Consider the following 21,476-nt stretch of genomic DNA (forward strand, 5'->3'; position numbering starts at 1 on the left):
TGCCCCTTTCCCCTCAGGCCGCCCTGCGCAACTGCCACGCGCTGACCAGTCGCGCACCCAACCAGCCCAGCGCCGCGGCCGCCGGCGGCACCGCCAGCAGCAGCCACAACGGCAGGCCGCTGATATGCAGCTTGCCATCATAGGCCTGACTCAGCCGTGCGACAGGACCGTCCAGCGCGAATTCGATCGCCAACGCAAGCAATCCGGCCAGGATGCCGCTGAACAGGCCGTACCAGATGCCGGCATAAAGATACGGCCGGCGCACGAAAGCGCCGCTGGCGCCCACCAGCAGCAGTACACCGATCTCCTCGCTGCGGCTGGCGATGTCCACCCGTACCGTGTTGCCCACCACCAGCAGGGCGGCCAGCGCCAGCATCAAGGCAAGCGCGAGCACCACACGATTGCCGACGCCGAGCAGCGCGTCCAGCCGCTGCCGCCAGGCACCACTGTCCTGCACCTGGGCCACGCTGCGCAGATCGCGCAGGTCGCCGGCCAACCGTTCCACAGCAAGCGCATCGAGGCCAGGCTTGGGCTGCACCATCAACACAAAGGGCAGCGGATTCTGGTCCAGCGCATCGAGCGCACCGGAAAAGCCCTGCAGCTTCGCCAGTTCATCCAGGCCCTGCTGCGGCGTCTTGACCGTCACCGCCGCCACGTCGGAACGGTCGCCAACCTGCTTCGCCAACAGTCGCGCCTGCGACTCGCCCTGATCCGGCTGCAGGAACACGTTGATCGCCTGGTCCTGGCCCAGTGCCTGGCCCATCTGTTGCACATTGCCCAGCAGCAGGTAGAACGCCAACGGCAAAGCCAATGCCAGGCCCATCACCGCGATGGTGAGCAGGCTGCCGAGCGGGCGCGCGGCGAGCCGGCGCAAGCTGTCGGCGGCGCTCCAGCCGTGGTGTTCGCGCCAGCTGGACACGCTGCGGGTGCGGCTCGGTTCGTTGCGCGGGTGTGCGGCGGCATCCGTGTTCACAGCACCTCCTCGGCGGCCAGGTCGGCCACCAGCCGGCCGTGGTCGAGCACCACCACGCGCTTGCGCATGCGCTTGATCAGCGGCAGGTCGTGACTGGCGATCAGCACCGTAGTGCCCACCTGCTGAAATTCGGCAAACAGGCCCATGATTTCCAGCGCCAGCTGCGGATCGAGGTTGCCGGTGGGCTCATCGGCGATCAGCAGGGAGGGACGGCCCACGATGGCGCGCGCGATGCCCACCCGCTGCTGCTCGCCGGTGGACAACGTGGCGGGCAACTGGCGCTCGTAGGAAAGCAGGCCCACTTTCTCCAGCGCAGCGCGCACGCGGCGGCCGCGCTCCTGCCGCGCGAGGCCGGCGATGGTCAGCGGCAGCTCGACGTTGGCGAATACCGTGCGATCCATCAGCAGGCGATGGTTCTGGAACACCATGCCGATGCGTTGGCGCAGCCTGGGAATGCCGCGGCCGCGCACCTTGGCAAGGTTCTGTCCGTCCACCGAGATCGTGCCGTGGCTGGGACGCTCGATCACGCCCAGCAGCTTGAGCAGGGTGCTCTTGCCCGCACCGGAGTGGCCGGTGACGAAGGCCATTTCGCCCGTAGGCACGGTGAAGGAAAGCTGCGAGAGCGCCTCGTGGCCGCCCGCGTAATGCTTGCTCACCTGGTCGAACTGGATCACCGCGCATCCCCGCCGCCTGTCGTAACAGCAACAAGGATAAGGGATGCGGCACGCCAGGTCGCCTCACGCGCACAAATGCAGCCGTCGCCGGTTCAGCCCCGGCGACGTGCGCGATCAGCGGCCGGTGAACAACCGGGTCAACCGGCGGAACAAGCTGGGTTTGTTCGGGTGTGCGGGCTCGGCGGTGGTCGCGGCCACCTGGCGCGAGGGGCGGCCGCCATCTGCTGCATTCTGTTCGCGCGGCGGGCGGCGTTCCCCGCGTGCCGGCCGGCTGCCTTCGCCCGGCGCCGACTGCTGATTGCCGGACATGGCGCTGGCCCCCACCTCCCCGCCCTCACGACGCCGGTTGCGGCCACCCCGACGACGGCGACGCTTGTGCTCGCCCTCCCCGGCCACGGCAGCCTCGTTCGCCACCGGCGCGGCAGGCACGGCAGCTTCGGGGGTCGTGGTTTCGGCGCGTGGCGCACGCGGCGGTCGCGAATCGTGCGGGCGGCCTTCGCGCGGCCCGCGCTCGCCGCCGCGTCCGCCGCTGCGGCGCGAGCGGCCATCCTTCTTGTCGTCATGCCGTGGCTCGACGCGATCGCCGAACGCGGCGCTGTCGGCGGCGGCATTCGCGGCGAAATCGGCATCGATCTCGCGCGGCTTCGGCATCACCAGCAGCTCGGGTTCGATGGCTGCCACCGGAATGGTCTGGCCGATGTAGGTCTCGATGTCCGGCAAGCTCATCGCGTAGAGGTCGCAGGCGAAGCTGATCGCGTCACCCTCCGCACCCAGCCGCGCGGTACGGCCGATGCGGTGCACATAATCTTCGGCATCCTGCGGCAGGTCGTAGTTGAAGACATGGCTGACCGCCGGGATGTGCAGGCCGCGTGCGGCTACGTCGGTGGCGACCAGGATGTCGAGCTGGCCGTCCTGGAAACGCTGCAGCAGCTTCTGGCGCTTGAGCTGCGGCACGTCGCCGGAGATCGCGCCGACGCGGCAGCCGTGCCGCTTCACGCGGTCGGTGACGCGCTCGGCGGCGGCCTTGGTGTTGACGAAGATGATGCTGCGCTTGGGCTGGTGCCTGTCGATCAGGTTGAGCAGCAATGGCAGCTTCTCTTCCTTGGCCGGGAAGTACACGACCTGGCGCACCTTGTCGGCGGTGACGTTGTCGCTCTCCACCACCAGCTTCTCGGCGTTGTGCATGTGCTCGTAGGCCAACTCCAGCACGCGGTGGCTGAGCGTGGCGGAGAACAGCAGCACCTGGCGCTGCTCGCGCGCCGGCAGGCGGCGGAAAATGAACCGTACGTCCTTGATGAAGCCGAGGTCGAACATGCGGTCGGCCTCGTCGATCACCATCACTTCGACGCCGTTGAAGCCGAATACCTGCTGCTTGTAGTAATCGAGCAGGCGACCCGGCGTCGCGATAATGATGTCGCAGCCCTCATGCAGCTGCTGGCGCTGCTTGTCGTAGTCGACGCCACCGTAGATCAGTGCGGTGCGCAGGCCGGTGTGACGGCCGATCGCTTTGGCATCCTTCTCGATCTGGATGGCCAGCTCGCGGGTGGGCGCGATCACCAGCGCACGCGGATCGCTGTCCTTGCGCTCTGCCACGGCAGGCGTGGTGAGCAGGCGGTTCATCAGCGCGACCAGGAAAGCGCAGGTCTTGCCGGTGCCGGTCTGCGCCTGGCCGGCGACGTCGCGACCGGTCAGCGCCACCGGCAGGGTCAGCTCCTGGATCGGCGTGCAGCGGGTGAAGCCGGCGTCGGCCAGGCCTTGCTGCAACAGGGGATGGAGTTCGAAATTGGCGAAAAAGGTATCAGTGAGTACGGTTTGCGACATGGAATGGAAAGCCGATAGGGTGCGGGCACAGGCATGGGCCGGCCCGGCTCCGGTCGCAGGAGGCGCGTGCGGAGCGGTGGGATGTGCGGCGCGTGGCAATGCGCGGCGCCGGGTCATTGGGCGCAACCGGCAGTCCCGCTGGCATAGGCGAAAGGACTCGGCAAACCCTGAGCCCGCATTTGTTCCGGAAGCGGTTGAGTCGCCTCGCCTATGTCAACGGAACCGTCCGTTGCCGCCCTTGAATCGCTTGAATCGCGCCCCGAGTTACGTTGCAATGAGGCACCGGGCCGCTATGGCCAAGCCCCTTTTCCCGGTTCGACCCGCGCTTCTTGGGCGCCCCAGTGTAGCCGATGCAGGCCGCGCGGTCGCCGAACCTCCCTCCCTCCCTCTTTCGGAGATCCCGGTGAGCGACCTGATTACCCATGTGAGCGACGACGCCTTCGAACAGGAAGTGCTGCAGTCCGATACCCCTGTGCTGCTGGACTTCTGGGCCGAGTGGTGCGGTCCGTGCAAGGCCATCGCACCCATCCTCGACGAGCTGGCCGGCCAGTACCAGGGCAAGCTGCGCGTCGTGAAACTCAATATCGACCACAACCAGAAGACGCCCCGCACCTATGGCGTTCGCGGCATTCCCACCCTGATGGTATTCAAGAACGGCAAGGTCGAGGCCACCCAGATCGGCGCCGTGAGCAAGGGCCAGCTGGCCCAGATGATCGACAAGGCGATCTGATCGCCACTTTAGCCATTCGCCGCAGCCATTCGCCGCGCGCAGCGCTTTACGGCCACGCGCGGCGGGTGCTAGATTGCTTCTGCGTCCGTCGGGATCTCCCTGATCCCCCTGCGCCCTACTTGGCGCGACGCACATCCTTCCCTCCTGTTTCTCAACGGCGCCCCGTGAGGTTTGCCCGTGTCCGATACCGATAGCACCATCCCGAACGACGCCGGCGGCGCCGAGAATCCGCCCGAGTCGCGTCCGCGCGCACCACGCCGCCAGCCCCGCGGCGCCAAGCCTGCCGGCGAAGCGCCAGCTGCGAGCACCGGCGCGCCGCCGTCCGAGCCTCCCGCTCCGGCGCCTGCTCCAGCGCCTGCCCCGGCCCCTGTCGCCACACCCAGCGAGTCCACCGGGACCGAGGCGCGTGAGCAGGGCCAGCCGCAGAACCCGCAGCAGCAGGGCCAGAACAACGGCAACAACCGCAATGACCGCGAGGGTCGCGGCCGCCGGCGCCGCCACGAACGCAACCAGCAGCGCCCGCAGCAGGGCGGCAGTGGTGGCGGCGGCAACAACAATCCGCGCTACAACAACCCGCATGGCCTGCCGGTGGACGACGACAACGCCGACCCGGGCGCCGACGACCGCCTGATCAACCTCACCGAGCTGAAGCGCATGAAGGCGCCGCAGCTCATTGCCTACGCCGAGTCGCTGGGCATCCGTGAGGGCGTGGCGCGCGCGCGCCGCCAGGACGTGATCTTCTCCATCCTCAAGGCGCACGCCCGCTCCGGCGGCGGCATCTGGGCGGAAGGCGTGCTGGAGATCCTGCAGGACGGCTTCGGCTTCCTGCGCTCGGCCGACGAGAGCTACCTGGCCGGCCCCGACGACATCTACGTCAGCCCCAGCCAGATCCGCCGCTTCAACCTGCGCAACGGCGACTACATCACCGGACGCGTGCGCCATCCCAAGGAAGGCGAGCGCTACTTCGCGATGCTGCGCGTGGACGACATCAACGGCGACCCGCCGGAAGCGTCCAAGAACAAGATGCTGTTCGAGAACCTCACCCCGCTGTTCCCGCGCAAGGCGTTCAAGCTGGAGCGCGGCAACGGTTCGAGCGAGGACATCACCGGCCGCATCCTCGACCTGGTCGCACCGATCGGGCGCGGCCAGCGCGGCCTGATCGTCTCGCAGCCGAAGTCCGGCAAGACGATGATGCTGCAGAACATCGCGCAGGCGATCCAGTACAACCATCCCGACGCCCACCTCATCATCCTGCTGGTGGACGAGCGCCCGGAGGAAGTGACCGAAATCGCCCGCACCGTGCGCGCCGAAGTCATCAGCTCCACCTTCGACGAGCCGGCCGTGCGCCACGTGCAGGTCGCCGAGATGGTGATCGAGCGCGCCAAGCGCCTGGTCGAGCACAAGCGCGATGTGGTGATCCTGCTCGACTCGATCACCCGCCTTGCCCGCGCCTACAACACCGTGGTGCCCAGCTCCGGCAAGGTGCTCACCGGCGGCGTGGACGCCAACGCGCTGCAGCGCCCCAAGCGCTTCTTCGGCGCCGCGCGCAACGTGGAGGAAGGCGGCAGCCTCACCATCATCGCCACCGCGCTGATCGACACCGGCAGCAAGATGGACGAGGTGATCTACGAGGAGTTCAAGGGCACCGGCAACATGGAAGTGCACCTGTCCCGCCGCATCTCCGAGAAGCGCGTGTATCCGGCCATCGACATCAACCGCTCCGGCACCCGCCGCGAGGACCTGCTGATCGAGCCGGACATGCTGGCCAAGATCTGGATCCTGCGCAAACTGCTGCATCCGATGGACGAGCTGGCCGCGATGGAGTTCATGCTCGACAAGATGAAGAACACCAAGTCCAACGACGAGTTCTTCAATTCGATGAAGCGCTGATCGGCTTCGGTTGACCCGCTTCGATGGAACAGGCCGGCACACATGCCGGCCTGTTCGTTTCTGCGGCCGCCCACGCGTCGCAGTGAGGCATTTGTCGTGTGCTAACGTGGCCCGACCCAACCCTCCCAAGGCGACGGCATGCGACAGTTTCAGCGGTTCCTGCTGCGTGTTGTGTTGCTTACGTGTGCCGGTACGGTTGTTCCAGCTGCATCTGCCACCGACACCCCGCCGTACACCCATACCGGCACGCTCCAAGGCGCCCCTTATCGCATTGACGTCCCTGCGGACTGGAACGGCAACCTGGTCATGCTGATGCACGGCTACGTGCCGGCAGGGGCGCCACGGGCGACGCCGATGAAGCCGGCCGACGAAACGGCCATCTTCCTCAAGCAAGGCTATGCGGTCGCGCAAAGCGCCTACGCGTCGCAGGGATGGGCGGTGGGCGATGCCATCGCCGACAACGAGCGGCTTCGCCAATTCGTCGAGCACAGCATTGGACGCCCGCACCACACGTACCTGGTAGGTTTTTCGCTGGGCGCCCTCGAAGGGGCCGCCAGCCTCGAACGCCATCCGCACACCTATGCGGGCGCACTGTTCATGTGCGGCGCGACGGTCTCTACCCCCGAACTGATTTCGCGCGGCTCGCTGACGCCGCTGGTTGCCTTTGATGCGCTGATTCCCGGTGTGCTGCCGGACCTGGCCGCCCCGGGCTCACCCGCGTTCGTACCGCCCACGGTATTCGCGCAGGCGCTGAAAGCGCATCCGGAACAGGCCGCCATCCTGGAGCAGCGCCTGCAAGAGACTCCCGAGTCGCTGCCCACGCTATCGCTCTACTACATGGTGTTGCGCGAACTGGAACGGCGTGCCGGCGGCATGCCCGTGGACAACCGCAAGACCGTCTATCAGGTTTTTGGCGACGACATTGCTTTCAACCGGCGCGTACACCGCTACGCCGCGTCGCCCGCGGCGCTGGCCTATGCCCGCCGCAATGTCACCCTCACCGGCCGGATCGATACACCGGTGGTGATGGAGTGGAACGCCTTCGATCAAACGATTCCCGCGCGGCTCCATGCCGTCTACCCGGATCAGGTGCGCGCAGCGGGCAACGGCAGATTGTTGACCGTACTCGCACCTGTCGGGCAAGGGCACTGTGCCTTCAGCGATGCGCAGATCGGCACCGCGTTTGACGCCTTGCTGTCCAAGGTGGCGACCTCGGCGCACTGACTGCCGCGGTCGTCGAAGGCCGTGCCGAGGCCGTGCGGTATCTGCTCGACCACGGCGCCGACGCCTGTGCAGACAATCGACTCATTCGCAAACCCGGCGCCACGCTTGCCAGTATCGGCCGCCGCCGGCACCTGCCCAACGCGCTGGTGCAACGCCTGACTTTCCCTGCTTCTGACGCCCACTGACGCCGTGTATTTGGAGCCATAAATCGGCCGCACGCTGAAAGCATAATTTGACCGCGACCGTTCTTTTAGTTGCGACTCAACATCAGCACGGTTCGATCTTGCCGCGCCGATTCAGCGGAGACGATCCCGACCTCCATGCCGAGCAGGGAAGTGTTTATGGCAGCGCGAACGCAGGTCACCCGCGCGGACGCAGCGGAATCGATCGCGGCCGCGTTGCAGCGATAGACGGGCAATGCCGGACCGAACCTGCGAAGGATGCGCAACCCATGACCGGGCTCGGGGCAAGGACGCCTCTCCCGTTGCCGAAATTCCCTCGGGTTGTAGTTGCCTGCGATCTTCGCCCTGCGCATCGACGACTTTCCGGCCGTTACACTGCGTGCCCGCTCCTTGGCCATTCCCATGTCCGCTCCGGTCCGACTCAACCATCGTGTCTCCGAGCTGTTCGGCTTCTCGCGCGCCGAAGCCGAGCAATTCATCCAGAACGGCTGGGTGTCGGTGGACGGGCAGGTGATCGAAGCGCCGCAGCACAAGGTAACCGTCGAACGTGTCGAACTTGATCCCGACGCCCGCCTGGAAGCGATAGAGCCGGCCACGATCCTGCTGCACAAGCCATCGGGCATCGACGCCATCTACGGCGACAAGTCCGCCAGCACACTGGTGACACCGGCGACACGCTGGGCCGACGACCCCAGCGGTGAACGTCTGCTGCGGCGCCATTTTCACCGTTTGACATCGCCGGTGCCGATCGACGCCGAAGCCAGTGGCCTGATGGTGCTGACCCAGGACGGCCGGGTATGGCGCCGCCTGACCGAGGACGCCGCCTTGATCGAGCACGAGTACGTCGTCGAAATCAGCGGCGAGATCGCGCCCGACGGTTTGCGCCGACTCAGCCACGGCCTCAGTTTCAACGGTCGCGCGCTGCCGCCGTGCAAGGTCAGTTGGCAGAACGAGACCCGGCTGCGCTTCGCGATCAAGGGCGTGCAAGGCGGTCAACTGCGCGACATGTGCAGGCAGGTCGGGCTGGGCGTCGTGTCGATCCGCCGATTGCGCATCGGCAGGATCGCGTTGGGCAAAGGTCCGAACGGCGCGATGCCGCCGGGGATCTGGCGCTATTTGCCGGCGGGTGAGAAATTCTGAAGCCGGGACGCATCGGCGCTTCTCATCGGGTTCCAGTCTTGCCCTGTCGCCTCGCGGCCCTGCTGCCGATCACGGCGGGCTGCCCCAAAGGTGACGACACCTTCAATCGGCAGCACGGCCGCCGACGGTGACCAGCCTTACTGGCAATGCCGGTCAGTCGTGGTACCGAACGCGACAGTTGGCTGGTTTTCGCAACTCCGGTCATTGCCAGCATCCGCACCATTTCTCGCCTGAGCGCACATAGCGAGGCAACGGATGGTCGAGCTGCACCTGAAGCAGCGGGGGCCAAGCTAGCTGACTCAAGCCCATGAATGAAAGAAGACCAGGTCAGCAAGGTTCTGCGGCCACTTCATGATCAATGCTTCGTCACAAATTCGCCGTCTTGGCCAATTTATGGTCAAGCCCACAACCCTGTGTGCTTGGAACCATAAATTGGCCGGTCATTGAAAGCATAATTTGACCGCTACCTTTCCTTTAGTTGCGTCTCAACATCGACACGTGTTCCACGTCGCCGTGGCGATCGAGCAGGCCTCCATTCGAGCTAGCCCGCAGTGGAGCGCGCACTCATGGGTTTGCTCCAGGGGACGCACTTCACTTCGGGGGTGCGATGCTGTCAGAGCGCTCTCGGACACCTGCAGGAGCCCCATGGCTCAATCGATCGAGGAATTCGAGCGGCTGATCGGTATGGGCGCAGCGCAAGCGGACATCTTACGCATGAGTGGCGAAGCTGGCGGGCTGTTCTGCGGAGGCACCCCGCACGATACGAGGCAGGTGGTTTGCCGACTCCTGATAGCAATCACGCCAATGAGATAGTGTATCAACGCCATTACATGTAATGATTACTTGTAATGAAGCTGGAGCCGTACGATGCCACGAAAGAAAAGCAGCCCATCGCCCGGCGCGATCGCCCAGCGACGCTTCCGGGAACGCATGCGGGACATGGGACTGTCTCCCTATCAAGTCTTCATCCGGGAGGAGCACAAGGAAGCCCTTTCGCGCATTGAGCAGACCCTGCGTTTACCCACCCTTCCTTCCTACGTCTACCTCATGGACAACCAAGCAATGGCACATCAGTGGACAACCCGTTCCTTGTTCGAGGCCTTGCAGGCCTCCGATTACGTCAAAGAAGGCCGCGCACGGATCAGCTTGGAGCATGCTCCTGAAGCGGTGATCCATATCGAGGCCCACGATCACGGCGATCTGCCTATGCAGATGCTGGCCTCCGGTACCGAGGTGCACGTATCGACCGTGCTCTGCCTGGCGTCGAGCGTGAAGGATCGCGGCACCTTCAACGACGCGTGCCTGCGCCTGAATCCGATCTACCCGCTATCGAACATCGGCCTGAGCACCGTGCACGGCAACGATGCCTACATCGTGTTCGGCCAGCTTTCGGCGCTGTCGCCGTTGGCCAACGTGATCGAGGAGATCCATACCCTTGGCCACTGCGCCACGCAGGCCGCCCACGAACTCCACTCCCACCTGCACTGAGGCAACCATGGCCATCATCGAGAAACTCATTACGCTGGTGCGCGGCACCGCTACCGAAGCCGGCCAGGCCATCGTCGACCGCAACGCGATCACGATATTGGAACAGGAGATCCGTGATTCGAATACCGCCCTCGACCAGTCGAAGGTCGACCTGACCAAGCTCATGGCCGAGCGGAAGATCGCCAGCGACAAACTGGACGCCAAGAAAGCGAAGGTCGCGGACTTCAATGCCACCATCCAGAAGCTCGTGGACAAGGGTGACCAGCAGGCGCTGGCGCTTGAGGTCGCCGGCAAGGTCGCTGCGCTCGAAAACGAAATCACCTCGGACAGCGCGACGATCAAGGGCATGGACGACAACATCGAGCGGCTGCGCGGTTCGATCCGCCAGGCCGAATCGACCGTCGAGCACCTCACGCGCCAGATCGACACCGTGAAGGCCACCGCTTCCGTGCAGCGCGCCCAGGAAGCAATCGCGTCGCGCACGTCGGGATCGAACGCCAAGCTGCGCACCGCCATGGATTCGCTGGACCGCATCCAGGAGCAGCAACGCCTGAAGGACGCCCAATTGGATGCCGCGAAGCAGCTGGAAGAGAGCAGTGGCGACGGCGACCTCCAGAAACGTCTGCAGGCCGCGGGTGTCGCGCCTGCCGATACGGCCGCGGCAGACGTACTCGCACGCTTCACCAAGCCGGCCGGCTGAGACGGCATCACACCGGCGGCGCGAATCGCACGCTGCCAGCCTTACTCACAGAGGCGAAAGGACACACCATGTTCGGAAATTTGTTCGGCAAGAAGGCCGAAGCCTCGACTGCGGCCGGTGCGTCGCGCGGCTTGGGCGGCTTCCGACTCGGGGGCGCTGTCGTCGTCGATGCCCTGCTCTTCAAGGCCAACGCCGGCGCGTTCGGCTTCGAGCCACCCGCGGGCGATCAACCCATCGAGGCATTGGGCACGGTCGATCTGGGCGGGGGCACTTTTCTGTACCGCTGGTACGTCGAGGACGACGCCTGGTATCAGGTCAAGGCGACGGCGGGTCAGGTCGACGAGATCAAGCTGTTCGTGTTCGCCGACACCATCAATCCACCGACCGTCGACGCCTTCCGCCAGTGGGTCGAACCGGCGTCCGATCTCGGCAAGCCTGCGTTGACATTCAACGGCCGCACCTACAGCCGCGTCTGGGGAGACGGTGCAGCCAATGCATGGGCGCCCCCGATCGTCTACGACGAATCGGTCACCCATCCGGCCGGTGGGCCGGCCGACTTCACCATGACGCACTACTCGATGCTGTACGAGCGCGAGGTCGAGGGCCTGCCCGGTCGCTTCGAATACTTGTTCGTCACGGCAGAAGACTACGGCCCGAACAACTTCGACATCGTCTATTCGCTGGGCACCGACGTCAGCGACGCCGACCTGTCGCTGACCTGAGCCAAGGAAGGAGAAAACCGTGAAACGATCCACTACCGCTTCGCTGGTGCTGATGGGGTTGGCCCCGTTGCTGCTCACCGCTTGCGACGATCCGCCGGCACCGACACAGCAAAGCTTTACCACGGTCGACGGCTGCGTCACCGCCGGCGTGCCGCGCGACACATGCCAGACAGCGCACGACCAGGCAGTCGCCAACGCCGAAAAGGACAGCCCGCACTTCGGCACATTGGAGCAATGCATTGCCCAGTTCGGCGCAGACATGTGCCAGCAGTCCGGCGGCGATCATGGCTCCTTCTGGATGCCGATGCTCGGCGGCTTCATGATCGCCCGCCTGTTCGACAACTCCAACAACACGTCGTATGTACCGGTGGGGCCGATCTACCGTTCTGCCAGCGGTGGCTATTACTCGCCGCCCAGCAACGGTGTCTACGGTGGCAGTTACCGTTCGAGCTCAAGCGGTTGGAGCTCGGCAGCCAGCAGCGACGGCAGCAGCGGATCCGGTTCCCGCGCGATCACGGACAGCCGTGGCGGCTTTGGTTCGGCGCACGCCGCGGCGGGTGGCTGGGGCAGCTGACCATGCGTCGCATCGCAATCACCCCACGTACGGATTGGCAACGGACGGCGGAGGCCTACGGCTTTCGCTTCCACACGATCAGTGGAGAGATGTACTGGGACGAGTCGGCGTATTACGCCTTCTCCCTGCAGGAAATCGAACGGGACATCGAAGACCCGACCGGCGAACTCCACCAGATGGCGATGTCCCTGGTCGGCGATGTATTGCGCAGCGAAGCGCTTCTCACGAAGCTCGCGATTCCATCGTCTCATTGGGACTGGATCGCGGACAGCTGGCACCGGGGCCAGCCGCATCTCTATGGCCGCATGGATCTCGCTTACGACGGCAGCGGTCCAGCCAAGCTCTACGAACTGAACTACGACACGCCGACGTCCCTGTATGAAGCAGCCTTCTTCCAGTGGATCTGGCTGGAACAGCAGATCGAGCGTAACGCGCTGCCGAAGGGTGCCGATCAATACAACAGCATCCAGGACAAACTGGTGTTGGCGTTCGCCGAGCTGGCGAAGGGGCTGCCACGACCGTTCTACTTCAGTGCGGTGCGCGGGAGCGTCGAGGATCAGGGAACAGTCGACTACCTGCGTGACTGCGCCCAGCAAGCGGGACTTGCCGCCAGCACCATCGCCATCGAGGACATTGGCCTGTCCACCACGGGTACGTTCACCGATCTCGACGACATCGTCATCGGCACCTTGTTCAAGCTGTACCCGCTCGAAAACCTGTTCGCCGATCGGTACGGCTCCGCATTGCCGACGTCCGGCCTGCAACTCATCGAGCCGCCGTGGAAATCGGTGCTCAGCAACAAAGGCATCCTGCCCTTGCTGTGGGAGCGCTACGAGGGTCACCCCAGCCTGCTTCCAGCCTATTTCGAGGCGGAGAATCCAACGCCGCTTCCGGACGGATGGGTGCGCAAGCCGCTCTTTTCACGCGAGGGCGCGAACATCCGCATCCGAACATCCGAGGGCGACACCCTGGAGTCGGACGGCCCGTATGTCGGCGCACCCTACATCCGACAGGCCTTTCACCCGTTGACGGAGTTCCCGGGCGGATATCCGCTCATCGGAAGCTGGGTCGTCGGCGACGCGCCGGCCGGCATGGGCGTGCGCGAAGACGCCGGACTCATCACGCGCGATACCTCGCGGTTCGTACCTCACGTGATTCTGAACTGACCGCTCGAGCTTCACCGCTCGAAGTCCGCTTCGGGCATTGCATCGAGTGTCTGAATCCGCAACACCAAACAAAGGGTGGAATCGTATGTTGAAGGACTTGACTGTCAAATCAGAAAGCCATTCCGGGCTCATCAAGCTTGCGGCGATCGCGATCGTGGCAATCGTCGCGCTATCGGGCTCGTTCTTCGTCGTGCAGCCCAGCGAGATGGCGGGAATCCGCTGGATGGGCGGCAAGGTCGTCACCGCCGAACCCTTGGGGCCTGGCGTGCATTTCAAGGTGCCGCTGATAGAAACCGTGGACCGCCTCCAGACCAGCCGCTCGATCTACACGCTGGCTGGGCTCGACGTCTACACGAACGACAACCAGAAGGTCACGATCGACATCAGCGTCATCTATCAGATCCCCGGGCGGTCTGTGTTCAACCTGCTCTACAAGATCGGCCGGGCCGGTGCCGTGGATATCGATTCCACACTGCTGCCTGTCGTTCGCGATCGCGCTTTGGAGGCCTTCGCCAAATACAACACCCTGTCGATCAGCGATCAGCGCGCCCAGATCACAGCCCAGATGCGGAACGCGATCAGCCAAGGGCTCGGCAGCCTTTTCGGCGTCGACGTGATCGACGTCCAGCTCACGGGGATTCACTACTCACCCGTCTTCGAAGCGTCGATCGAGCAGGCCGTGAAGGCCAAGGCCGATGCGGTGCAAGCCGAGAACACGGTCGCGCGCGCAAAGTACGAAGGTGAGCAAGCCACGGTGCTTGCCGCGGCTCATGCGAAGGCGGCCGTCGAAGCCGCTCAGGGCCGCGCCGACTCTCAAGTGATCGAGGCGAACGCCCAGGCGAAGGCCGCCGAAACGATCGGTGCTGCGTTACGTGCAAATCCGGAATACACGAAGTTCTACGGCCTGCAACACTGGAATGGCGTTCTGCCGTCCGTCACCAGCGGAGGCATCCCGCTGATCGACCTCGGCAAATCGGCACCCAAGGAAAACTGATCCTCAAGTGCCCGAGAACGTAGCGCGCCGGGCGCTGTCGGCCCGGCATGCGGGTAATGATTCGAATCCCACCGACGTCCCCCCGCTACTGAAAGCGGGGGGACGTCGACGTAGCCCGTGGAACCGTACGGAGAAGTGGCCACGGCGTCGAATGCCAAGAGGCCGTCATCGATGACCTTCAGTCAACCTGTCCGGATAGCGGGGTCCACCCAACTCGCGCGGCCTGCTCAGTCGCATACGATTAGCGCGGGGCTGTGATCATCTGCATCCTGACACGCGCCCCAATGTGGTTGATCACCTAAGCCAATCGATGACGGCCGTCGCACCACATTTTGGTCTGTGCGGACTCATAAGCGGAAGTCAGCCATGAGCGGACGTTCAACGCGCAGCGATGAAGCATCGGGTTGCGACGCCTGGCGGCCATCAACCGCGAATCGGTGCGATTGGTTAAAAGTCCTGACCAAGCTTGGGCCAATTTTGAGTGAAATAGGTTTCTATTCCTTTGCCAGGCTGATATCGAGGGTAGAGAGTTTTAAACTCGTTCCGAGCGGAGCTGTAGGAACTATCGTCGATTGCAGAGATTGACCGAGCAAGAAACAGCAAGGCTAGGGAGGGCGCTCGTGACTCTCCTTGATTGCAGTGAATGATGAGCTTTTTTCCACCGTTCCAATGCATAACTGAAAAATCCAGGAAGCTCTTAAAGAGCAACGGCATGAACATTGGAACCGGTGGATCAATGATGTTGAGATAAAGATCTGAACCTTGCTCAAAAACTAGGTAGTTTGGATGCGAGCTCGGGAGCTTGCCTGTGTATCCAACAGCTCGCTGATGACAAGGGCTTTTGCACGCATGCACGACCGCAGTGTCATGGGAGCCTGTGCGACAGAAGGTCGCATCGGTTACAAACACCCTTTCATGAACCTCTTGCATCGTAGACTCCGCGGGGTTCTACCCCGGCAGCATGGACCCATCCAAGAAACAGATGAACTTACTCGACTCGCGCGTCCTCTTTGGGCGTCGCTAGCGAAACTGTAGCCATCAACGCATTGAAGTGCAGCTCATCAGCACGCAGCAAGTCCATCAACTCTTCAACAACCGGGTTTATTGCAGAGATTAGTTGGGTATGGCTCGACATACGGTCAACGGTCTCCAGGTGACTGAAGTGGTGCAGCAACTGGGTCACGCGTACTGACGCCTCTGAACCGACCAAAAGACCCAGACGTGCTTCCACATTGGTATCGGCCAACGGCAATCGCATGTATGTGTATAGCTCGACGAAGCGGCGCAGCGCGTTGGGAAGCGCGAGCAACTGCGCCACGTCGTCTTTCGTGGGATGCTCAGAAAACGCGTGAATGACGCTGAAGAGGTAATGGTACTCCGAGGTGTACCGACGAAGCGATGCAGGCAGGTCAACGAGCGTGGATGCAGTCTCACTGATACGTTTGACCAAGTAATAGCGCGCGCCATCCAATTGCGTAGGCTTTTGCCGGTCGATAGGTAACTTCTTCAGCATTTCGAAAAATTCGAAGTTGTGCGTAGAAACAAATATCTGCTGGCACGCGGTAACCCACTTTGGCTTGCCTTGCGCGTCTATCATTTTTTCGAAAAAAAGATTCTTGATAATGGCAAACACTTGGAATACGTGATTACTGTCCAAGCTTGAAATAGGATCATCGATGTATACGATGATATCTTTTAGATTTTTATGCTCTTTCAGTTTCGTCAAGAAATATGCAAACGCGATGGCGGTGCGCTCCCCGTCACTCAGGTTTCGAGCGGGATGCCCACGGCGTCGAAGCACGAATCGGTCCACGCCAGCGACAGCGACCACTTCAATCTGGATAGCATCTGATCCGAGCAGCAGTGCAATGCGTTCGTTGAGCTTTTCCCGACCTTTTTGTGCGCGGTCGATGCTCGACTGAAGCGCCTGGACAACACCTTTGATGCGCTGGCCCGCTGCTGTGATATAGGCTGCTAGCTCGGTAAGCACCTTGAGCCTTTGCTTGGCATTGGCCAAATGTTCGTCTCGCGCGAAGGTTGCCACTAGGTGCGACTTTGCACGTCGCGTAGCTTCGCCGCGCGTATCCTTGAAATTGGCGACAGCTTTATTGTTGTCGGCAATCAGCGTGATAGCTTCATCAAACGTACGTTCCAGAAGGGTCGACACATTCGGCTCCAGTGCTGGGGCCGATTGAATCTCGAAAGGGCTTTCGGCCTTGGCCTGCACAGCGTCCAGCAAACAGCGCAGGTCATCGTTATAGGCCCGACAAAGCGCTTGCAGTCGCCTTTCGATGCGTCCGGCAGCTGCCTGGTTCGCCGGTAAAAAGCGAGCGGGCTCAAGCCAAGCATTTGCTGGTAGCGATGCCGCCTGAGTGGCTCGCGAAAGAGCTTCCAATCGTTGCTTTTGCCCGGTCAACGCTGTCGAGAAGTGACCTTGAAGTAATCGAAGTCGGCTCTCCGTCAACGGACCACCACAAAATTCACAAGCGGATAGGCCGGCATGCAATGGCAAGCCCTCTCCAACCCAGTTCGCTATGACTGGGTGGTCGCGCAGGTGCTCAATAATGGCAGAGACAGCTGGAATCTCATTGAGCAGCGATTCGGCATCTTTCTGCCGCTGGCTGAACTGGAGAGTTGGCGCAGTGAGTGAAGGGGCATTGCTTGGCTTCTGGGCATCGCTGGTCAGCGCAACGTTCAGTTCGAACGCAAATTCCTCAGGGGTCAGAATGACCGAGGCGATGTCAGCAGGAAGTTGCGCCATGGCGCTGGTCAGTTGAGTCGCGCCAAATGCCTCCACAATTTGAAGGGTGGTTTTGATTTGTTTAGCAGCAGCCGTCTTGGCATCGCTGATTGTTTGCTCAGCTTCCTTGGCAGAAGACCGTGTCGACGTGAGCTGCCGTCGTCGCTTACCAAGCAACCCGTTGAGGCGCTCAATGCGCTGCTGCGCCTCAATAGACTCATCGCCAAGCAGGAGGATGGATTCGAAGTCCTCGCCTGACCAGCTCAGGTTGGAAGCGACAAAATCGGAATTGAATACCTCAACGGCCACACGAGGCGGGTTCAGCGTCGTCTCAGTGATGGACGCGCCGCCGTCTAATTTGACCTCAAAAGATGCTTGCGGGCACTCGGCGTATGGAATTCCTGCCCCTAACGCGCCGAAAAAACGGGATAGCGTGGTCTTGCCAGAATAGTTCCAGCCATAAATGATGTTCTTTGCACCGAACTCGGGGAGATCGTTCGTCTTTCGCAGATCCTCAAAGACCCCGAACCCTCGCAGCCGCTGGATGGACCGAATCACCTTTCCCCCTCAGGTGGCGCGGACATGGTGCCTCCCGTCCTTAGGTGTGCCTAGGGAATGGTGCGCCGGCTACGCTCCGGTTGCAACGGACCCACTGCCGACACACGCTGCAATGCAAGCCTATGACAGCTATGGGCGAATTTTTATCGGTCCAGCGTAGTCGACTAGTAATCAGCTCCACCGGCGAGATGATCCTGATCAATCTGCCCGCACCTGCAACGTTGCTCGGTTTGGTGATCGCGATTCATCGTCGCACACATCCTGATACTCGGATGAGCCGGCCTCAGCCTGCGGCAGAAACATCCTTGAATACTTGGATCCGCGTCGGTCGTCAGCCGGCTGTCCTGCCGGACGCCCGCAGGTGCCCTAAGGCCAATCTATGGTTTCCCGCACACTGACGTGCCACGCGGCCCCTCCTGTACCGCCTCGTACAAAAATTTTCCGTCAACCCCTTTTCGTGGCCGCGCGGCGCCTCCATAGTCGGTGCTCCCCCCGCGAGGTCGCGCCAGTGTCCATCCCCAGCGCCGTCAAGAGCACGCCCATCGAAGGGCGCCAGCAACTGATCGATTACCTCGCCGCCGGCGAAAAGCCGCGCGAGGCGTGGCGTATCGGCACCGAGCACGAGAAGTTCGGCTTCCGCACCGACGACCTGCGGCCACCCACCTACGAGGGCGAGCGCGGCATCCGTGCGCTGCTGGAAGGCATCGCCGCACGCTACGGCTGGGAAATTGCCCGCGAGGGCGAGTTCCCAGTGGCTCTGGTCCGCGACAAGGCCAACATCACGCTGGAACCCGCCGGCCAGCTGGAACTCTCCGGCGCACCGCTGGAAACCATCCACCAGACCTGTTGCGAAGTGAACCAGCATCTGGAGGAGGTCCGTTCCATCGCCGATCCGATGGGCGTCGGTTTCCTCGGCATGGGCTTCCAGCCGAAGTGGCGGCGCGACGAAATGCCGTGGATGCCCAAGGGCCGCTACAAGATCATGCGCGAGTACATGCCCAAGGTGGGCAAGCTCGGCCTGGACATGATGACGCGCACCTGCACCGTGCAGGTTAACCTGGATTTTTCCAGCGAAGCGGACATGGTGAAGAAGTTCCGTGCCAGCCTCGCCCTGCAGCCGATCGCCACCGCGCTGTTCGCCGATTCGCCGTTCACGGACGGACGTCCAAACGGCTACCAGTCCTTCCGCTCGCACGTGTGGGAAGACACCGATGCCGACCGCACCGGCATGCTGGACTTCGTGTTCGAGGATGGCTTCGGCTACGAGCGTTACGTCGATTATGCCCTCGGCGTGCCGATGTACTTTAGCTACCAGGACGGCCGCTACATCGACCTCGCCGGGCAGGACTTCAAGCGCTTCATGGCCGGCGAGCTCTCTGCAGCGCCGGGCGTAAAGGCCACCATGAAGGACTGGGCCGACCACCTCACCACCGCTTTCCCCGAAGTGCGACTCAAGCAGTACCTGGAAATGCGCGGTGCCGACGGTGGTCCGTGGAACCGCCTGTGCGCACTGCCCGCGCTGTGGGTGGGCCTGCTCTACGACGACGAGGCGCTGGAGGCGGCCTGGGACCTGGTCAAGGATTTCTCCATGGCCGAGCGCCACGCGCTGCGCAACGGCGTGCCGAAGGAAGCTCTGAAACTCTCCTTCCGCCACGGCACCGTGCGCGACCTTGCGCGCGAGACGCTGAAGATCGCCGCCCACGGCCTGGCGCGCCGCGCCAGGCTCAACCGTAACAATGCCGACGAACGCATCTACCTCGAACCGCTGCTCGAAATCGTCGAAGCCGGCCAGACGCCCGCCGAACGCAAGCTGGAGCTGTTCCGTGGTGCATGGGGCGGCAGCGTGGACCCGGTGTTCCGCGAGTTCGCCTACTGAGCCACGGGCTGCGGTCAGGCATCCGCAAGCTGGTGCAGCCACTTCCGGAACGCCGCGGCCAATTCCGAATCGGGCCGGTCCGCTGGCGACACCAGGTAGTAGCTCTCGCGTGAGACGATGCTGAGCCCACCAATGCGCACCAGCGAACCGGCTGCCATGGCGTCCACGACCAGCCGGCTGCGCGCCAGTGCCACGCCCTGCCCGGCCTCGGCGGCCTGCAGCAGCAGGGCGGAATCGTTGAAGACCGGGCCGTATCGGCACCCCGCCACGACAACCTCGGCCTGCGCGAACCAGTCCGCCCAGGACTGGAAATCATCCTGCAACAACAGGCCGCGCGACAGGTCGCTTGCATCTCGCAGCTTCTTTTGCCGGGCGTAGGCGCTCGTGGCAACGGGGAATATTTCCTCGCCGAACAGCTGCTCGCTACTCATGCCGGGCCAGCGCCCACCCCCGTAGCGGATGCCGAGATCGACCTCCTCGGTGCCGAGTTCGACCAGTTCCAGCGTGCTACGCAACTGGAAGTCGGCCATCGGGTATCCACGCAGAAAATCGCCCAGCCGCGGCACCAGCCAGCGGCTGGCGAGCGACGGCGGCGCGGTGACTCTCAACCGTTGTCCAGGCCGCGTGCGGATCGCTTCGCCCGCCGTCGACAACTGCCGCAGCACGTCCTTCACCACAGCCAGCAATGCCTCCCCTGCAGCCGTGAGGCTCACGCCGCGGCGACCGCGATGAAAGAGCTTCGTGCCATAGAAGGATTCCAGCGCCCGGATCTGGTGGCTGACCGCGCTGGTGGTCAGATGCAGCTCGTCGGCGGCATGTGCGAAATGCAACAGCCGCCCCAGCGCCTCGAACGTGCGCAGGGTGTGCATCGGCGGGAGCAGGTATTTCATCGTTGAACGACATTCATCGCAGGGTGAGGAATTATCACTTCACCGCCCTCGACCGCTCCACCAAGCTTTCGCGGCCGCTGCTGCGGATCCTCGACGTCGTCACCGGGTAGATCGATGAAAACAATGATGCGAATCCTGCTGACCATCATGCTCGCCGCCGCTGCAGCCGCTGCGCCGGCGCACGCCGCGACGCTGAGGCACGGCTGGCAGAGCGTGGACGGCGTTCACATCTTTTACCGGGAGGGCGGGCCGCCAGAGGCGCCGACCGTGGTGTTCCTGCCGGGCAATCCGCTGTCCTCGATCCAGTACGAAAAGGTGATGGAGGATCTGGCCGCCGTGCAGTCTCTGCACGTGATCTCGCTGGACTATCCGTCGTTCGGCTATTCCGACGCGCCGAGTCCCGGCACCTACGCCTACACTTTCGACCATCTGGCCGAAACCGTGCGCGACTTCCTGAAGGCACGCGGCATCGCTCGCTATGCGCTGTACATGCAGGACTATGGCGTGCCGGTGGGCTTCCGCCTGATCTGCGCCAATCCCACGGCCATCACCGCGATCGTGGTGCAGAACGGGGTCATCCATCTGGACGGCTTCCCTGCGGCACAGGATCCGCACGGCGAGCTGCGCAGCCATTGGGTGCAGCGCAATGCCGGACTGGACAGCCGCCGCGCCGCCTACGCGCGTTCGCTCGGCTATCCGCAAGCCGGCTGGAACGACGAGGAACAAGTCGGCCCGGACGTGATGTGGCTGGCGGCGTCGGCGGAACAACGCCCGGGCGTCATCGAGGCACGCAACGACCTGTGGTTCGACTACGGCAGCAACGTGGCCCGCTATCCGGCCTGGCAGGCGCAGCTGCGACGGATCAAGGCGCCGCTGCTGGTGCTGTGGGGCAAACGCGACAGTTACTTCACCACGCCCGGCGCCTATGCCTATCGTCGCGACGTGCCGAGCGCGGAGGTACACATCCTCGATGCCGACCACTTCGCAACGCTGCAGATCCCGGATCGGATCGCCGCCCTGCTGGGCGATTTCCTCCAGCGCCACCACATTGTCCCTACGAAAGCACCGGCCACCGGCGGCTGAGAAGCGGACGCCATCGTCCGAGCGTGCCTTCCATGACGGGAAACGAAAGGG

The 21,476-nt window shown here is 63.4% G+C and carries 18 protein-coding genes; 12 read left to right on the forward strand and 6 right to left on the reverse strand.

Annotated elements, in window-relative coordinates; genetic code table 11:
- Nucleotides 1-13: 13 nt before the first annotated feature.
- From ftsX to IHE49_RS04950, 3 genes are all read right to left on the reverse strand, one after another.
- Nucleotides 14-973 carry a permease-like cell division protein FtsX gene (gene ftsX / locus IHE49_RS04940; RefSeq protein ID WP_192155522.1) on the reverse strand — a complete coding sequence of 320 codons (960 nt, stop codon included), beginning with the start codon at nucleotides 971-973 and terminating at the stop codon, nucleotides 14-16.
- On the reverse strand, nucleotides 970-1,647 hold the full coding sequence (gene ftsE, locus IHE49_RS04945; protein WP_192155524.1) for a cell division ATP-binding protein FtsE: 678 nt from the start codon (nucleotides 1,645-1,647) through the stop codon (nucleotides 970-972). The genes ftsX and ftsE overlap by 4 nt, the downstream gene beginning before the upstream one ends.
- 114 nt (nucleotides 1,648-1,761) lie before the next feature.
- Nucleotides 1,762-3,468: a DEAD/DEAH box helicase gene (locus IHE49_RS04950; RefSeq protein ID WP_192155526.1), complete on the reverse strand. Its 1,707-nt coding sequence runs from the start codon at nucleotides 3,466-3,468 to the stop codon at nucleotides 1,762-1,764.
- A gap of 403 nt (nucleotides 3,469-3,871) precedes the next feature.
- Between IHE49_RS04950 and trxA the strand changes: the two genes are divergently transcribed.
- From trxA to IHE49_RS04965, 3 genes are all read left to right on the forward strand, one after another.
- On the forward strand, nucleotides 3,872-4,198 hold the full coding sequence (gene trxA, locus IHE49_RS04955; protein WP_192107499.1) for a thioredoxin TrxA: 327 nt from the start codon (nucleotides 3,872-3,874) through the stop codon (nucleotides 4,196-4,198).
- 177 nt (nucleotides 4,199-4,375) lie between these two features.
- Nucleotides 4,376-6,088, forward strand: a complete 1,713-nt coding sequence (gene rho / locus IHE49_RS04960) for a transcription termination factor Rho (RefSeq protein WP_192155528.1) — start codon at nucleotides 4,376-4,378, stop codon at nucleotides 6,086-6,088.
- Between the two features lie 138 nt (nucleotides 6,089-6,226).
- Nucleotides 6,227-7,312 carry a hypothetical protein gene (locus IHE49_RS04965; protein ID WP_192155530.1) on the forward strand — a complete coding sequence of 362 codons (1,086 nt, stop codon included), beginning with the start codon at nucleotides 6,227-6,229 and terminating at the stop codon, nucleotides 7,310-7,312.
- A gap of 250 nt (nucleotides 7,313-7,562) precedes the next feature.
- Here the strand turns inward: IHE49_RS04965 and IHE49_RS04970 are convergent, their stop codons facing one another.
- On the reverse strand, nucleotides 7,563-7,898 hold the full coding sequence (locus IHE49_RS04970) for a hypothetical protein (protein ID WP_192155532.1): 336 nt from the start codon (nucleotides 7,896-7,898) through the stop codon (nucleotides 7,563-7,565).
- Between IHE49_RS04970 and IHE49_RS04975 the strand changes: the two genes are divergently transcribed.
- The 7 genes from IHE49_RS04975 to IHE49_RS05005 all read left to right on the forward strand — a co-directional run bounded on the left by IHE49_RS04975 (nucleotide 7,897) and on the right by IHE49_RS05005 (nucleotide 14,278).
- Nucleotides 7,897-8,634, forward strand: a complete 738-nt coding sequence (locus IHE49_RS04975) for an rRNA pseudouridine synthase (RefSeq protein WP_192155534.1) — start codon at nucleotides 7,897-7,899, stop codon at nucleotides 8,632-8,634. The genes IHE49_RS04970 and IHE49_RS04975 overlap by 2 nt on opposite strands.
- 867 nt (nucleotides 8,635-9,501) lie before the next feature.
- A complete protein-coding gene (locus tag IHE49_RS04980) occupies nucleotides 9,502-10,122 on the forward strand; it encodes a DUF2170 family protein (protein WP_192155536.1) in 621 nt (206 codons plus the stop codon).
- A 7-nt stretch (nucleotides 10,123-10,129) separates the two neighbouring features.
- Nucleotides 10,130-10,822, forward strand: coding sequence for a PspA/IM30 family protein (locus IHE49_RS04985; protein ID WP_192155538.1), 693 nt, complete (start codon nucleotides 10,130-10,132; stop codon nucleotides 10,820-10,822).
- Nucleotides 10,823-10,890: 68 nt separating this feature from the next.
- Entirely contained in the window at nucleotides 10,891-11,544 is a 654-nt protein-coding gene (locus IHE49_RS04990) for a DUF2491 family protein (protein ID WP_192155540.1), read from the forward strand.
- A gap of 19 nt (nucleotides 11,545-11,563) precedes the next feature.
- Nucleotides 11,564-12,118: a DUF1190 domain-containing protein gene (locus tag IHE49_RS04995; RefSeq protein ID WP_192155542.1), complete on the forward strand. Its 555-nt coding sequence runs from the start codon at nucleotides 11,564-11,566 to the stop codon at nucleotides 12,116-12,118.
- 2 nt (nucleotides 12,119-12,120) lie between these two features.
- Complete coding sequence (locus tag IHE49_RS05000) at nucleotides 12,121-13,284, forward strand: glutathionylspermidine synthase family protein (RefSeq protein WP_192155544.1); 1,164 nt, start codon at nucleotides 12,121-12,123, stop codon at nucleotides 13,282-13,284.
- Between the two features lie 85 nt (nucleotides 13,285-13,369).
- Entirely contained in the window at nucleotides 13,370-14,278 is a 909-nt protein-coding gene (locus tag IHE49_RS05005) for a prohibitin family protein (RefSeq protein ID WP_192155546.1), read from the forward strand.
- A gap of 988 nt (nucleotides 14,279-15,266) precedes the next feature.
- Here the strand turns inward: IHE49_RS05005 and IHE49_RS05010 are convergent.
- A complete protein-coding gene (locus IHE49_RS05010; protein WP_192155548.1) occupies nucleotides 15,267-17,576 on the reverse strand; it encodes an AAA family ATPase in 2,310 nt (769 codons plus the stop codon).
- A 508-nt stretch (nucleotides 17,577-18,084) separates the two neighbouring features.
- On the opposite strand from IHE49_RS05010, the gene IHE49_RS05015 reads away from it, so the two are divergent.
- Nucleotides 18,085-19,452, forward strand: coding sequence for a glutamate--cysteine ligase (locus tag IHE49_RS05015; RefSeq protein WP_192155550.1), 1,368 nt, complete (start codon nucleotides 18,085-18,087; stop codon nucleotides 19,450-19,452).
- A gap of 14 nt (nucleotides 19,453-19,466) precedes the next feature.
- Here IHE49_RS05015 and IHE49_RS05020 read toward each other — a convergent pair whose 3' ends face one another.
- Entirely contained in the window at nucleotides 19,467-20,342 is an 876-nt protein-coding gene (locus IHE49_RS05020; protein ID WP_192155552.1) for a LysR substrate-binding domain-containing protein, read from the reverse strand.
- A 126-nt stretch (nucleotides 20,343-20,468) separates the two neighbouring features.
- Between IHE49_RS05020 and IHE49_RS05025 the strand changes: the two genes are divergently transcribed.
- The gene (locus tag IHE49_RS05025; protein ID WP_225578196.1) at nucleotides 20,469-21,425 is read left to right on the forward strand and encodes an alpha/beta hydrolase; all 957 of its coding nucleotides are present in this window, start codon (nucleotides 20,469-20,471) and stop codon (nucleotides 21,423-21,425) included.
- Nucleotides 21,426-21,476: the final 51 nt, after the last annotated feature.

The organism is Rhodanobacter sp. 7MK24 (genome assembly GCF_014842995.1).
Classification (GTDB): Bacteria; Pseudomonadota; Gammaproteobacteria; order Xanthomonadales; family Rhodanobacteraceae; genus Rhodanobacter_A.